The sequence below is a fragment of the Shinella sp. SUS2 genome (assembly GCF_001262505.1).
In the GTDB taxonomy this organism is placed as follows: domain Bacteria; phylum Pseudomonadota; class Alphaproteobacteria; order Rhizobiales; family Rhizobiaceae; genus Shinella.
Map to the genome: position 1 here is coordinate 38,914 of NZ_KQ410728.1, position 13,214 is coordinate 52,127.

The following is a 13,214-nucleotide window of genomic DNA, read 5'->3' on the forward strand; positions in this document are numbered from 1 at the left end:
CTGGAGAGGCGCGGGCAGGGTCCGCGCCTCTTCGATTCCGACGGGCTGCTGCCGCAGGAGCCGGCAGGGCACTCCTTCGTTTTCTCCATCGAACCTTTAAGATTGCGGACATGAGCGAATCGAAATCCTTCCTTTCGGGCTGCAAGGGCCTGAGTCTGACCGCCGACGAGAAAGCCTTCTTCCGCAGCGAGCGGCCGTGGGGCTTCATCCTGTTCGGCCGCAACATCGGCGAGCCGGCGCAGGTGGCGGACCTGACCGCCGAGATGCGCGACTGCCTTGGCGGCGACGCGGATATCCCCGTGCTGATCGATCAGGAGGGCGGCCGCGTCCAGCGCATCAAGCCGCCACATGTGCAGCAGTATCCGAACGCCGCCGCGCTCGGTGCGATCTACCGCGCCGATGCGGAGAAGGGGCTGCGCGCCGCCTGGCTGATGTCGCGCCTGCATGCTTTCGATCTCCTCCGCCTCGGCATCAATGTCGATTGCCTGCCAGTGCTCGACGTCGCTGTCCCGGGTGTGCATGACGTCATCGGCAACCGTGCCTATGGACAGGAGCCCGAGATCGTCTCCGTGATGGGCAGGGCGGCTGCCGAAGGTCTCAAGGCCGGCGGCCTGCTGCCGATCATGAAACACATGCCGGGCCATGGCCGGACAATGGTCGATTCGCACCACGACCTGCCGGTCGTGCATGCCAGCCGCGCTGAGCTGGAGGCCTGCGATTTCGTGCCCTTCCGCCGCATGAACGACGAGCTGATGGCGATGTCCGCCCATATCGTCTTTACCGCCATCGATGCCGACAATCCGGCGACCACCTCGGCAAAGGTCGTCAGCGAGATCATCCGCGGCCATATGGGTTTCGACGGGCTTCTGATGTCCGACGACGTGTCGATGAACGCGCTGAAGGGCGATATTGCCGCAAGAAGCCGGGGAATCATTGCTGCCGGCCTCGACATGGTGTTGCATTGCCATGGCATCATGGAGGAAATGATCGCGGTGACCGAGAACGTTCCGCCACTGACCGGCGACAGCCTGCGGCGGGCGAATGCGGTGCGTGCAGGCTTCCCGACGCCGGACGGGGCGGACGAGGCGGCGCTGCGCGAAGAGTTCAACGCCATGATCGCGGTGGCCTGACAGCCGCCGCAAGCGGGCTCCCGCAGGCGCGGGCGCGCGGCACGATAAAGAGGGGCGACGTGCAGGGAACGGGGTCGAAGCCACCGAAGAAAGGGCGCGGCGCGCAAGCGCCGATGGCCGACCTGTGGCAGGACGCCGAGGCGCGGGGCCTTACCGAGGAGAGCCTCGTCGTCGATCTCGCCGGCTTCGAAGGCCCGCTCGACCTTCTGCTGCATCTCGCCCGCACGCAGAAGGTGGATCTTACCCGCATCTCCGTGCTGGCGCTTGCCGAACAATATCTCGTCTTCATCGAGCGGGCGCGCAAGATCCGCATCGAGCTGGCCGCGGACTATCTCGTCATGGCGGCCTGGCTTGCCTATCTCAAGTCGCGCCTGCTCATTCCCAAGCAGGCGAAGGACGATGGCCCCTCCGGCGAGGAGATGGCGGCAAGCCTCGCCTTCCGCCTGAAGCGGCTTGAGGCGATGCGCGATGCGGCGACGCGGCTCATCAACCGCAACCGCCTCGGCCGCGACGTCTTTGCCCGCGGCATGCCGGAGCATATTCCGACCGAGCGGCGCTCGTCCTTCGACGCTTCGCTCTACGACCTGCTCAACGCCTATTCGTCGCTGCGCCAGCGCCACGCGGTCACGCAGGTCACCATCGAGAAACGCACCGTCTGGTCGCTCTCCGATGCGCGCGAAATCCTGTCGCTGCTCGTCGGCGGCTTTGAGGACGACTGGGCGGCGCTCGACAACTTCATCCTGCGCTACCTGCGCAACCCGACGGAGCGGACCACGGCGATCGCCAGCGCGTTTGCAGCGACGCTGGAGCTGGTGAGGGAAGGGCGCCTGGAATTGCGCCAGGACGGTGCCTTCCAGCCGATCTACCTGCGCCGCGGACCCAAGCCCGAGGGCGACGATGACGGGGGCGACGGACGTGGCTGAGCCGGGGGACGACGCACCGCGCGATGCGGACGCCGGCACGATCGTCGATCCACGTCGACTGCACGAGGCAGCGCGCATTGCCGAGGCGCTGGTTTTCGCCTCCGCCGGACCGGTCTCGCAGGCCTATATCGCCGACAGGCTGCCGCGCGGCGTCGATGTGCTGCATGTCATGCGCGAGCTGAAGGCACTCTATGCAGGCCGCGGCGTCAACCTCGTGCAGCTCGATGACAGCTGGGCCTTCCGCACGGCCCCGGACCTCTCCTTCGTCATCCGGACGGAGGAGACGGAGGTGCGCAAATTGTCGCGCGCCGCGCTCGAGGTTCTGTCGATCATCGCTTACCATCAGCCCGTCACCCGCGCGGAGATCGAGGATATCCGAGGCGTACAGACCTCGAAGGGCACGCTCGACGTGCTGATGGAGGCCGGCTGGGTGCGGTTTCGCGGCCGCCGCCGCTCGCCGGGCCGCCCGGTGACGTTTGGCACCACGCGTGATTTCCTCGATCATTTCGGCCTGGAGGACCTGCGCGACCTGCCGGGCCTTGAGGAACTGAAGGGCGCCGGCCTGCTGTCCGGCCGCATTCCGTCCAATTTCCAGGTGCCCATGCCGCTGCGCGAGGACGAGTTTGCGGACGACGAGGATCCGATCACCCAGCTGGATCTCGAAGAACTCGGTCTCTTGACACCGGGCGGAAAAGAAGACGAATAAACGAAGCTTATGACAGGACTGTACCGTCGGCGCCTGTGCCGGCGGCAGGGAAAGACTTCGGCACATGGTTTTGGACCCGTCAGGCTCCAACGGCAACGAGACGAGACGGGCATCGGCGGTCACCTTCGCGGCGCGCCTGTCCTTCGAGGATATCCACCACAGCTACCACAACAAGGAAACGATCCGCGGCATCTCGCTGACGGCGGAGCCCGGCGAGGTCTTGTGCCTGCTCGGTCCGTCCGGTTCCGGCAAGACGACGCTTTTGCGCATTGCCGCAGGCATCGAGGCGCAGACGGCCGGCCGCGTGCTTCTGAACGACCGTGAGGTTGCCGGTCCGACCGTCTTCCTGCCACCCGAGCGGCGCGGCGTGGGGCTGATGTTCCAGGATTTCGCGCTCTTCCCGCATATGTCCGTGCTCGACAATGTGCGCTTCGGCTTGACGGCGCTGCCGCGGGCAGAGGCGGAGGCAGAGGCGCAGGTCGCGCTCGAACGCGTCGGCCTCTCGCACTACGCCCAGAAGTTTCCACATGTTCTTTCGGGCGGCGAGCAGCAGCGCGTGGCGCTCGCCCGGGCGCTTGCGCCGCGCCCTTCGGTGCTTCTGATGGACGAGCCGTTTTCCGGGCTTGATTCGCGCCTCAAGGACTCGATCCGCGCCGATACGCTGGCGATCCTGCGCCAGTCGCGCGCCAGCGCCATCGTGGTGACCCATGATGCGGAGGAGGCGATGCGCATGGGCGACCGCATCGCGTTGTTGAAGGATGGCCGGCTCGTGCAGGTGGGCACGGCGGAAGAGCTCTATCTCAATCCTAAAAATATCTTCGCTGCCGCCTTTTTCTCCGAAATCAACGAGTTTCCCGGCCGCGTGCACGGGGGCGTGGTCGAAACGCCGCTCGGCACTGTCGACGGCAAGCGGTTTTCCGACGGCCAGAAGGTCCATGTCGCGGTGCGCCTTTCCGGGCTGCGGGTGATGGAAACGGGCGGTGAAATCCCCGCACGCATATTGTCGCGGCGTTTTCTCGGGGTGGTGGAGCTGCTCGATCTCGCCGTGCCGGGCACAGATCGGCCGGTCCGGGCGCGCGTTAGGGCCGATCAGTTGGCTTCCGGATTGCGCGACGTCACGCTTTCGGCTAACCACCGCGACATTCTAGTGTTTGAAAAAGACGGCTGAACGTCTTACATCGGGGTACGAGTTCGAAAGGGAGTCAAGAATATGGGTTCATTCAGCATCTGGCATTGGCTGATCGTTCTGGTGGTGGTGCTGCTGCTGTTCGGCCGCGGCAAGATTCCGGAATTGATGGGCGATGTTGCCAAGGGCATCAAGAACTTCAAGAAGGGCATGTCCGACGAGGAAGCCGCCGCTGCCGACAAGGCCAAGACCGTCGATCACAAGGCTGACGAGGTCAAGTGAGCGGCGTTGAACCTGGATTTGCCAGGTCAATCCGTGCAGCGTGACCTGGCGGCTGCGAGCGGTGGTTCGCAGCCCATGAGGACAGTACCCTATGCTTGATGTCGGCTGGACCGAAATACTCGTCATCGCGATCGTCCTGATCATCGTGGTCGGTCCGAAGGACCTGCCGCAGATGCTGCGCACGTTCGGCCGCATGATGTCGAAGATGCGCGGCATGGCGGGCGATTTCCGCCAGCAGTTCGACGAGGCGCTGCGCGAAGCGGACCTCGAGGACGTCAAGAAGACGATCGGCGAGGCGCAGAAGCTCAATCCGCTGAACACCATCCGCGAGGCGGTCAACCCGCTGCGCCAGATGGGCGACGACATCAAGGCTGATCTTCAGAAGACGACCAGCTCCGTCTCCTCGACGGCCCCTGCCGCAACGCCCGCGGAAGGCGTTGCCGGCAGCACGCCGGTCGCCGTGCCAGCCGAGGTGCCGAAGCCGGTTTCCGCCGAACCCGTCGCTGCCGTTCCGTTGAAAGCCGGACCGGTGAAGAAGACGGCGACAAGGAAACCCGCGGACGCGACGGACAAGGCGGCAAAGCCCCGCAAGGCGGCCGCGAAAGCCGAACCCGTCGCCAAGGCGGCTGAAAAGCCGGCCGCAAAGGCCTCCGCCGAAAAGAAGGCGGCGCCTGCCAAGGCCAAGACTGCAAAGACCAAGAAGGGCGACGCATGAGCGGCGATATGGAAGATAAGCCCCAGCCGCTCATGGAGCACCTGATCGAGCTTCGCCAGCGCCTTCTCTGGGCGGTCGGCGCGTTCTTCGTTGCCTTTCTCGTCTGTTTCTATTTTGCCAAGCAGCTGTTCAATCTGCTCGTCCTGCCCTTCAAATGGGCCGTGACATGGGCGGGGCTTTCGCACCGCAATGTCGAGCTGATCTACACGGCGCCGCAGGAATTCTTCTTCACGCAGATCAAGGTCGCCATGTTCGGCGCGCTGGTCATCGCGTTTCCGGTCATCGCCCAGCAGGTCTACAAGTTCGTCGCGCCCGGCCTCTACAAGAACGAGCGCGCCGCCTTCCTGCCGTTCCTGATCGCCTCGCCGATCCTTTTTCTCATCGGTGCGGCGCTCGTCTACTTCTTCTTCACGCCCATGGTCATGTGGTTCTTCCTGGCCATGGAGCAGGGCGGCGGCGAGGGAGAGGTGTCGATCCAGCTCCTGCCGAAGGTGTCGGAATATCTCAGCCTCATCATGTCGCTGATCTTCGCCTTTGGCCTTGTCTTCCAGCTTCCCGTGGTTTCCTCGCTGCTGGTGCGGGCCGGTTTCATCGATTCCCAGACGCTTGCCGACAAGCGCAAATACGCGATCGTCATCGCCTTCGTGGTCGCCGCCGTGCTGACGCCGCCCGATCCGGTTTCCCAGATCGGCCTTGCACTGCCGGCCATCCTTCTCTACGAGATTTCCATCTATACGGCCCGACTCATCGAACGGCAGCGGGCGAGCGCCTCGAACGCGCAGGATGCGGAGAACGAGGTCGTTGCGACGCCGGAAGAGGCCGACAAGGCCTGATCCCCGGCGTCGTCGCACTGTGCTGCCGGGCGCGGGTGGGCCTCAATCCACGGAACGCCTGGAACGACAATGCTTGATATCAAATGGATCCGCGACAACGCCGCCGCTCTCGACGCCGCCCTGGCAAAGCGCGGTGCGAGCCCCCTGGCAAAGGCCCTCATCGATCTCGACGAGAGGCGCCGCAGCGTCATCCAGAAGGCGCAGGACATGCAGTCGCGCCGCAACGCCGCCTCCAAGGAGATCGGCGCGGCCATGGCGGCGAAGAACGGCGAGCTCGCCGAGAAGCTGAAGACCGAAGTCTCGGCCATCAAGGATCAGCTTCCCGCCGCCGAGGAGGAGGAGCGCCAGGTCACTGCCGAGCTCAACGACGCCCTGTCGCGCATTCCGAACATTCCGCTCGACGACGTGCCTGTCGGCACCGACGAGGCCGGCAATGTGGAAAAGCTGAAATGGGGCGCCAAGCCCGGCTGGAACCACAAGGCGCTGGAACACTACGAGATCGGCGAAGCCCTCGGCTACATGGATTTTGAAGCCGCAGCTAAGATCGCCGGCTCGCGCTTCACCGTGCTGAAGGGCCAGCTCGCACGCCTTGAGCGCGCCCTCGGCCAGTTCATGATCGATCTGCACACCGGCGAGCACGGCTATACGGAAGTGCATGCGCCGCTCCTCGTGCGCGACGATGCCATGTTCGGCACCGGCCAGTTGCCGAAGTTCTCCGAAGACCTGTTCCGTACCACGGACGGCCGCTGGCTGATCCCGACCGCGGAGGTCTCGCTCACCAACCTCGTGCGTGAGGAGATCGTCGATCAGGAAAAGCTGCCGCTGCGCTTCACCTCGCTGACGCCATGCTTTCGTTCGGAAGCGGGCTCGGCCGGCCGCGACACGCGCGGCATGCTGCGCCAGCATCAGTTCATGAAGTGCGAGCTCGTGTCGATCACCGATGCGGAAAGCTCGATCGACGAGCACGAGCGCATGACGGCCTGCGCAGAAGAAATCCTGAAGCGCCTCGGCCTGCACTACCGCGTCATGACGCTCTGCACCGGCGACATGGGTTTTGGCGCTCGCAAGACCTATGACCTGGAAGTCTGGCTGCCCGGTCAGGACACGTTCCGCGAAATCTCGTCCGTTTCGGTCTGCGGTGATTTCCAGGCACGGCGCATGAATGCGCGCTATCGCGGCAAGGACGACAAGACGACGAAGTTCGTGCACACGCTGAACGGCTCGGGTACGGCGGTCGGCCGCGCGCTGATCGCCGTCATGGAAAACTACCTTAACGAGGACGGCTCGGTCACCGTGCCGGACGTGCTGCTGCCCTATATGGGCGGCCGGAAGAAGATCGAGAAGGCCGCCTGAGGCGGAAGGCGGAGATGACATGCGTATTCTTCTGACGAACGACGACGGCATCCATGCCGAGGGCCTTGCTGCCCTCGAGCGGATTGCCCGCGAGCTGACGGATGACGTCTGGATCGTGGCGCCCGAGACGGACCAGAGCGGTCTTGCCCATTCGCTGACGCTTTCCGAGCCGCTGCGCCTGCGCAAGATCGACGAGAAGCGCTACGCGCTGCGCGGCACGCCGACCGACTGCGTCATCATGGGCGTGCGCGAAGTGCTCGACAGGAAGCCGGACCTCGTGCTGTCCGGCGTCAATGTCGGCGCCAACATGGCCGACGACGTCACCTATTCGGGCACGATTGCCGGTGCGATCGAGGGCACGCTGCAGGGCATCAAGTCCATGGCGCTGAGCCAGGCCTACAACCATGCCGGCGGCCGCGTCGTGCCGTGGGAAGTCGCCGAAAGCTTTGCGCCGAAGCTGATCCGCCAGCTGATGGACGTCGAGCTGCCGGACTGGACCTTCTTCAACGTCAATTTCCCGAACTGCGCGCCTGCGGACCTCAAGGGCGTCGAGGTCACCAGCCAGGGCAAGCTCGATTTCGGCCTGACGATCGACGAGCGCATGGACGGCCGCGGCTTCCCCTATTACTGGCTGCGCTTCGGTGAGCGGAAGGGCGATTTCCGCGCCGGAACGGACATCCACGCGGTGAAGAACCACAAGATCTCCGTAACACCGCTGAAGCTCGATCTCACGGACTACACGGTGCTGGATCGCGTGCAGCGCGCGCTCAACGGCGAGGATGCGGATTGAATACGGGACGGGTCATCGAGAAAGAGGGTTTTGCCGCGCTGGCGTTGCGCCTGCGCGGCCAGGGCATCAACAATCTCGACCTGTTGACCGCCGTCGAGCAGACGCCGCGCACGCTTTTCGTGCCGCCGCAGTTTGCCGGCGACGCCTATTCGCGGCGCATCCTGCCGCTCGACTGCGGGTCCTTCATGGAGGGGATCGACCTTTCCGTACGGCTCCTGCACCATCTGAACCTCAAGGCCGGCCAGCGCATCCTCGAGGTCGGCACCGGCTCCGGCTTCACCGCCGCCGTCATGGGGCGTCTGACGGAACGCGTGCTGACCGTCGATCGCTACCGGACGCTCGCCACCAATGCGCAGCAGTCGATCGAGAAGGCCGGCATCCGCAATGTCATCGTGCGACAGGCCGACGGCAGCAACGGCATGCCGGGTGAGGGGACCTTCGACCGCATCCTCGTCACCGCCGCCTTTCCCGCCCTGCCGCGCTTCTTCGCCGAACAGCTGGTGTCGGGCGGCATGCTGATCGCCCCCGTCACGGTCAGCGAAACCGAGTGTCGCATGCTGAAGCTGGTCAAGACCGGCAGCCGCTTCGATCGCGAGGACCTCTTCGAGGTGCCGTATCTGCCGATCGTTCCTCAGATGGCGCAGGCCCTCTGATCCCTTCCCAAAACCCGCTTTCTTTCGCTCGGCAAGCCGGCGCCGGCTGAGTCTTTCCGCATTTTTGGCGGAAAACCAACGCGCCCGGCGCTCGCGCCTGCGCGTTTCGCGCGAATTCCGAGCGTAAATACAGCGCGTTAACCTTTTGTTAACCAGCGCAAGCTTCGCGCAAGCTTCAGGGCGTAGGCCGGTAGCGAAGCAGAAACTTCCACGCAGGACGCCGGTTTTCCAAGGGTGCGGCCGTTCCGATGGAGAGGGAAATGCACGTCTCGAACAGGATCGCCAGCAGCTCGACCAGCGACAGCCTCGCTTATCTCGCGACCAAGGCTGCAGGCAAGGTCGCCGAAGAAAGCGCCGAGGCCGGCTCGACCGCGCATCTGGCTGGCGGCAGCTATGATCCTTCCGCCCATGTCGGCCTTTCGGTCGATGCGCTTCTGGTCCTCAGCGTCGCCAGGGAAGAGACGGCTTACAGTCAGCCGGCGCTTACCGAGGCCGAGCGCGAGAACCTGGATACGGCGGCGCTGGAGCAGCGCGAACATGCGGCGTTCGGCCACTTCCTGGCGGAAGGCGACCGCAAGGCCTATTACCGTGCCTATATCGAATATTTCGACAGCATGCCCGTCGAGGACCAGCGCAGCGCCCGCTATGCCGGTACGCGCGAGCCTGCCGTCGCCGCGCTTCGCGCCATCGCCTACAATGAAAGCGCGCTCGACATGACGGCGCCCGACGCCGCTCTTGAGAACGTCGTGCCCACCGATGACAGGGCCACCCGGCGCGCGACCCCCATCTCCGCGATCTTCCAGCCGAGCCAGGCGGATTTCGAGAACGCCGCCCGCGTCGTCACCAGCCGTATCTCCCGCGCCGACACCATGTACGCGACCGGCTTCTGATCCGTTACCGTGGCCCTCTTGCCACGGTGCGGGCGCGCCATGGTTATCAATTCATCAAAAAAACAATGCGGATAGGCCCGCTTTAACCGGGCAGTAACTCTAACGCGCTTTAATCGGTCCACATCAAGTAGCGTACCGATTGGGTAGTCACATGCGTAAGAGTGTATCGCCGAGTTTTGCTAGGACCGCGACCCGCCTCGTGGTTGCCGCCTTGCTGGCCAGCGTCGCGACCGGGTGCAGCTCGGACGTGTCTCGTTTTGGCGGCCTCTTCTCATCCTCCGGCCAGGATAACATGACGACGAGCTCGGTCCCGCGCCGCACGCTCCTCGGCGGCAATCCGGTTCCTCGCGGCAATGTCGGCAACGGCCAGCAGTTCGCGACGGCCGACCAGTTGGGGTCGCGCGAGGAAGCGCTCAATCAGCCGTTCCCCGATCAGGGCGCCGTCTCCTACGATCCGATCAACACCGCGACCACCGGCGGTTCCGGCACGCGGCTGGCGACGACGCCGATGAGCGTCCAGCGCGGCGAGCTTGGCGATCCGACCGCCGGCGCCCGTCAGGCCGCCGAGCGTGAAGTCGCCCTCGGTCAGCAGCTTCCCGAGCGCAAGGCGAAGGCGATCGTCGGGGATGCAGACACTCTGACGACGGCAACCGTCAACAAGGGCAAGGCCGGCTGGTCGACGGCGAACGCGCCGGTCGTCATGCTGCGCCAGGGCGAAAGCGTGAAGACGCTCGCCAACCGCTACGGCGTGCCGGAAAAGGAAATCCTCGCGGCCAACAACCTGAAGCGCGCATCCGACGCCGAGCCGGGCCAGAAGATCGTCATCCCGACCTTCAGCACCACGGCAAGCGCCGCCAAGGCCTCGACCGACAGCACGCTCAAGGTCGACAACAAGCTGCCGACGCCGGAGCGCAAGGGCGAGCAGAACGTCGCCATCCTGCCCACCACCTCCAGCCGTGAAAAGCTGAAGTCGGAAAGCGGCCAGACGAATTCGAACGTCGCCGATGCCGGTGAAGGCAAGGGCAAGGGGAGCTACGAAGTGAAGCCGGGCGATTCGCTCGCCAAGATCGCGCGCAGCAACGGCGTCTCCGTCGATGCGCTGAAGAAGGCGAACGGGCTCACCACCGCGTCGATCCGCATCGGCCAGAACCTGGCCATCCCGGCCGGCGGCAGCATGGCTGCGGCCGAGACGACGACCGACAAGACCGTGACCGCATCGGTTCCGGTCAAGAAGGAAAAGGCTGTCGAGACGGCGGAGAAGAAGCCGGAAGCCTACAAGGCGCCGGTGAAGACCGTGTCGGTCACCGAAGTGGCTGCGAAGTCCGACGTGACGGACGAAGCGCCTGAATCCACGGGCATCGGCAAGTATCGCTGGCCGGTGCGCGGCGCGGTCATCGCGGGTTACGGCGCGAATGTCGAAGGCAACCGCAACGACGGCATCGACATCTCGGTTCCTGAGGGCACGCCGATCAAGGCTGCCGAAAACGGTGTGGTCATCTATTCGGGTTCCAGCCTGAAGGAACTCGGCAACGCAGTTCTCGTGCGTCACGACGACGGCACTGTCACGGTCTATGGCCATGCCGGCGAGCTGAACGTCCAGCGCGGCCAGAAGATCCAGCGCGGCCAGACCGTCGCGACCTCGGGCATGAGCGGCAATGCCACCCGCCCGAAGGTGCACTTCGAGGTGCGCAAGAACGCCACCCCGGTCAACCCGATGACCTTCCTCGAATAGGGTCGGGCGAAACGGCACCGCTGAAACATCGAACGGACGGCTCCTTCACGGGCCGTCCGTTTGTCGTTGCGTGGCGCGATTGCCGAAGGCCTCGCGATAGGCGGCGGGCGTCGTCGAAAGATGCAGGCGAAAATGGTGACGCAGCGTACCCGTTGTGCCGAAGCCGGCGAGCGCTGCGATCTCTTCGACCGAGGTGTTGGTTTCCTCCAGGAGGTCGCGCGCCTTGCCGAGGCGTTGGGCGAGCAGCCAGCGGGCAGGCGTCATACCGGTCGCAGCTTCGAAACGGCGGAGGAACGTGCGCTCGCTCATGCCGGTGCGGCGGGCGAGCGTCGCCACGGAATGATCCGCGCCGAGATTTTCCCTGATGTGGTCGAGCAGCGGGCCAAGCCGGCTTTTCTCGTGGGCGCGCGGCACAGCCTGCCGGATGAATTGGGCCTGGCCGCCGTCGCGATGCGCCGGCACGACCAAGCGCCGCGCCACCAGGTTGGCCGCCTCCGTACCAAAATCCCGACGGATGAGATGGAGGCAGAGATCGAGCCCCGCCGCTGTTCCTGCCGAGGTGAGGACGTCGCCCGCGTCGATGTAGAGCACGTCGGGACTGACGCCGATTTCCGGATGCCGTTCGGTGAGGGCGTCGGTATAGCGCCAATGCGTCGTCGCCGCCTTGCCGTCGAGCAGCTTCGCCGCGGCGAGCACGAAGGCGCCGGAGCAGAAGGAAAGAATGCGCGCACCGCGCTCATGGGCCGCCCGCAGCGCCTCGATCAGCGCCTGCGGCACGGGCGAATCGATCCCGCGCCAGCCGGGTATGACGATCGTCCCGGCCTCCGCCAGCAGGGCCAGCCCGCCATCCACCTGAAAGCGCAGTCCGCCGGTGGCGCGCATCTCGCCTTCATCTACGCCCGCGACGGCAAAACGATACCAGTTCTCGCCCATTTCCGGCCGCGGTAGCGCAAAAATCTCGGTCGCGATGCCGAATTCGAAGGTGCAGAGCCGGTCGTAGGCAAGTGCGACGACAAGGGGATTGGCAATCGGGCGGAGGAAAAGCGTGTTTGGCATGATCTTGATCCTATATGGCGATCCTGCCATCTGCAAGGCGCGCGGAAAACCGGCTAAACATTTCCCATCGCCAGCAAGGAGAGAGACCATGAGCACGGTCACCGATTACGCCGCAGCCCCGTCCACCGTCGCGATCGAGCATTTTTTGAAGCGCCTTTCCGTCGAGACCGATTGTGCCGATGTCGCCGCGGCGCTGAAGTCGGCGGATCAGGATTTCGTGCTGCTGCATGTCGTCGGCACGCCGGAGGCCTATGCACGGCGGCATGTGCCGGGTGCGCTGCATCTGCCGCACCGGGAGATTTCCGCCGAGCGCATGGCTGAATGGCCTGAGGACACGCTGTTCGTCGCCTATTGCGCCGGTCCTCATTGCAACGGCGCGGATCAGGCGGCGCTGAAACTCGCGCGGCTCGGCCGGCCGGTGAAGATCATGATCGGCGGCATTACCGGCTGGGTCGATGAGGGCCAACCCTTCGCCGCCGGCGCCGAGCCGGGAAGCCTGCTTTCGGTTGCCGCCGAATGAGCGGCGGAGAGATCGTCGTCCGGCCCTTCGAGCCGCAGGATGTCGACGCCGTCTGGCGGCTGATGCGCGATCTTGCGGTCTTTGAGGGCTATATCGACGCCTTCGCGGTCACGCCCGGGGATCTGCTGGCGTTTGGCTTCGGCCCTGCGCCGGCCTTCGGCGTGTTCGTCGCCCTGAAAGGCGAAACGATCGCCGGTATTGCCGTACACTATCGCATCCCTTGGACCTTCGACCTGCGGCCCGTCGTGGTGCTGAAGGAGCTTTACGTTGCGGAGGGTTTTCGCGGCGCGGGCGTCGGACAGGCGCTTTTTGCGCAACTGCGCGCCTATGCGGCCGGGATCGGCGCTTCCGCCCTGCGCTGGACGGTGCTGCCGGACAACGAACCGGCCCGGCGCTTCTATACTGCCGAGGGCGCAGCGCCGGATGCGGCCTGGGAGCATTGGACCCTCCCGCTACCAGGCCGAATCTGAGAAAGTCCCCGCAAAACACAAAGACCGGAGGCCCT

The 13,214-nt window shown here is 65.0% G+C and carries 15 protein-coding genes; 14 read left to right on the forward strand and 1 reads right to left on the reverse strand.

The genetic code is table 11. The features are described from left to right. Positions 1 to 110 precede the first annotated feature (110 nt). The 12 genes from nagZ (at position 111) to AKG11_RS10535 (ending at position 11,133) form a co-directional block, all read left to right on the forward strand. The gene (gene nagZ / locus AKG11_RS10480) at positions 111 to 1,130 is read left to right on the forward strand and encodes a beta-N-acetylhexosaminidase (RefSeq protein WP_023511860.1); all 1,020 of its coding nucleotides are present in this window, start codon (positions 111 to 113) and stop codon (positions 1,128 to 1,130) included. A 113-nt stretch (positions 1,131 to 1,243) separates the two neighbouring features. Continuing rightward, on the forward strand, positions 1,244 to 2,053 hold the full coding sequence (locus AKG11_RS10485) for a segregation and condensation protein A (RefSeq protein ID WP_050743860.1): 810 nt from the start codon (positions 1,244 to 1,246) through the stop codon (positions 2,051 to 2,053). After that, positions 2,028 to 2,759: an SMC-Scp complex subunit ScpB gene (gene scpB, locus AKG11_RS10490; RefSeq protein ID WP_023511862.1), complete on the forward strand. Its 732-nt coding sequence runs from the start codon at positions 2,028 to 2,030 to the stop codon at positions 2,757 to 2,759. The genes AKG11_RS10485 and scpB overlap by 26 nt, the downstream gene beginning before the upstream one ends. 64 nt (positions 2,760 to 2,823) lie before the next feature. Next, positions 2,824 to 3,927, forward strand: a complete 1,104-nt coding sequence (locus AKG11_RS10495) for an ABC transporter ATP-binding protein (RefSeq protein ID WP_050743861.1) — start codon at positions 2,824 to 2,826, stop codon at positions 3,925 to 3,927. 42 nt (positions 3,928 to 3,969) lie between these two features. Next, complete coding sequence (locus AKG11_RS10500) at positions 3,970 to 4,167, forward strand: twin-arginine translocase TatA/TatE family subunit (RefSeq protein ID WP_023511864.1); 198 nt, start codon at positions 3,970 to 3,972, stop codon at positions 4,165 to 4,167. A 91-nt stretch (positions 4,168 to 4,258) separates the two neighbouring features. Further along, entirely contained in the window at positions 4,259 to 4,882 is a 624-nt protein-coding gene (gene tatB / locus AKG11_RS10505) for a Sec-independent protein translocase protein TatB (RefSeq protein WP_050743862.1), read from the forward strand. Continuing rightward, positions 4,879 to 5,715 (forward strand): twin-arginine translocase subunit TatC, encoded by an 837-nt coding sequence (tatC, locus tag AKG11_RS10510; protein WP_023511866.1) that lies wholly within the window; start codon positions 4,879 to 4,881, stop codon positions 5,713 to 5,715. Before tatB ends, tatC begins: the two co-directional genes overlap by 4 nt. Before the next feature lie 69 nt (positions 5,716 to 5,784). Next, a complete protein-coding gene (gene serS / locus AKG11_RS10515) occupies positions 5,785 to 7,068 on the forward strand; it encodes a serine--tRNA ligase (RefSeq protein WP_050743863.1) in 1,284 nt (427 codons plus the stop codon). 19 nt (positions 7,069 to 7,087) lie between these two features. Beyond that, positions 7,088 to 7,858 carry a 5'/3'-nucleotidase SurE gene (surE, locus tag AKG11_RS10520; RefSeq protein ID WP_023511868.1) on the forward strand — a complete coding sequence of 257 codons (771 nt, stop codon included), beginning with the start codon at positions 7,088 to 7,090 and terminating at the stop codon, positions 7,856 to 7,858. Next, on the forward strand, positions 7,855 to 8,511 hold the full coding sequence (locus AKG11_RS10525; protein WP_023511869.1) for a protein-L-isoaspartate(D-aspartate) O-methyltransferase: 657 nt from the start codon (positions 7,855 to 7,857) through the stop codon (positions 8,509 to 8,511). The genes surE and AKG11_RS10525 overlap by 4 nt, the downstream gene beginning before the upstream one ends. 260 nt (positions 8,512 to 8,771) lie before the next feature. Then, complete coding sequence (locus tag AKG11_RS10530) at positions 8,772 to 9,401, forward strand: hypothetical protein (RefSeq protein WP_050743864.1); 630 nt, start codon at positions 8,772 to 8,774, stop codon at positions 9,399 to 9,401. Between the two features lie 151 nt (positions 9,402 to 9,552). Next, on the forward strand, positions 9,553 to 11,133 hold the full coding sequence (locus AKG11_RS10535; protein ID WP_050743865.1) for a peptidoglycan DD-metalloendopeptidase family protein: 1,581 nt from the start codon (positions 9,553 to 9,555) through the stop codon (positions 11,131 to 11,133). Between the two features lie 45 nt (positions 11,134 to 11,178). Here the strand turns inward: AKG11_RS10535 and ftrA are convergent, their stop codons facing one another. Next, the gene (ftrA, locus tag AKG11_RS10540) at positions 11,179 to 12,189 is read right to left on the reverse strand and encodes a transcriptional regulator FtrA (RefSeq protein ID WP_197283970.1); all 1,011 of its coding nucleotides are present in this window, start codon (positions 12,187 to 12,189) and stop codon (positions 11,179 to 11,181) included. A gap of 88 nt (positions 12,190 to 12,277) precedes the next feature. Between ftrA and AKG11_RS10545 the strand changes: the two genes are divergently transcribed. Both AKG11_RS10545 and AKG11_RS10550 read left to right on the forward strand, forming a co-directional pair. Further along, on the forward strand, positions 12,278 to 12,709 hold the full coding sequence (locus AKG11_RS10545; RefSeq protein ID WP_023511873.1) for a rhodanese-like domain-containing protein: 432 nt from the start codon (positions 12,278 to 12,280) through the stop codon (positions 12,707 to 12,709). Beyond that, complete coding sequence (locus AKG11_RS10550; protein WP_050743867.1) at positions 12,706 to 13,179, forward strand: GNAT family N-acetyltransferase; 474 nt, start codon at positions 12,706 to 12,708, stop codon at positions 13,177 to 13,179. The genes AKG11_RS10545 and AKG11_RS10550 overlap by 4 nt, the downstream gene beginning before the upstream one ends. The last annotated feature ends 35 nt before the right edge of the window (positions 13,180 to 13,214 follow it).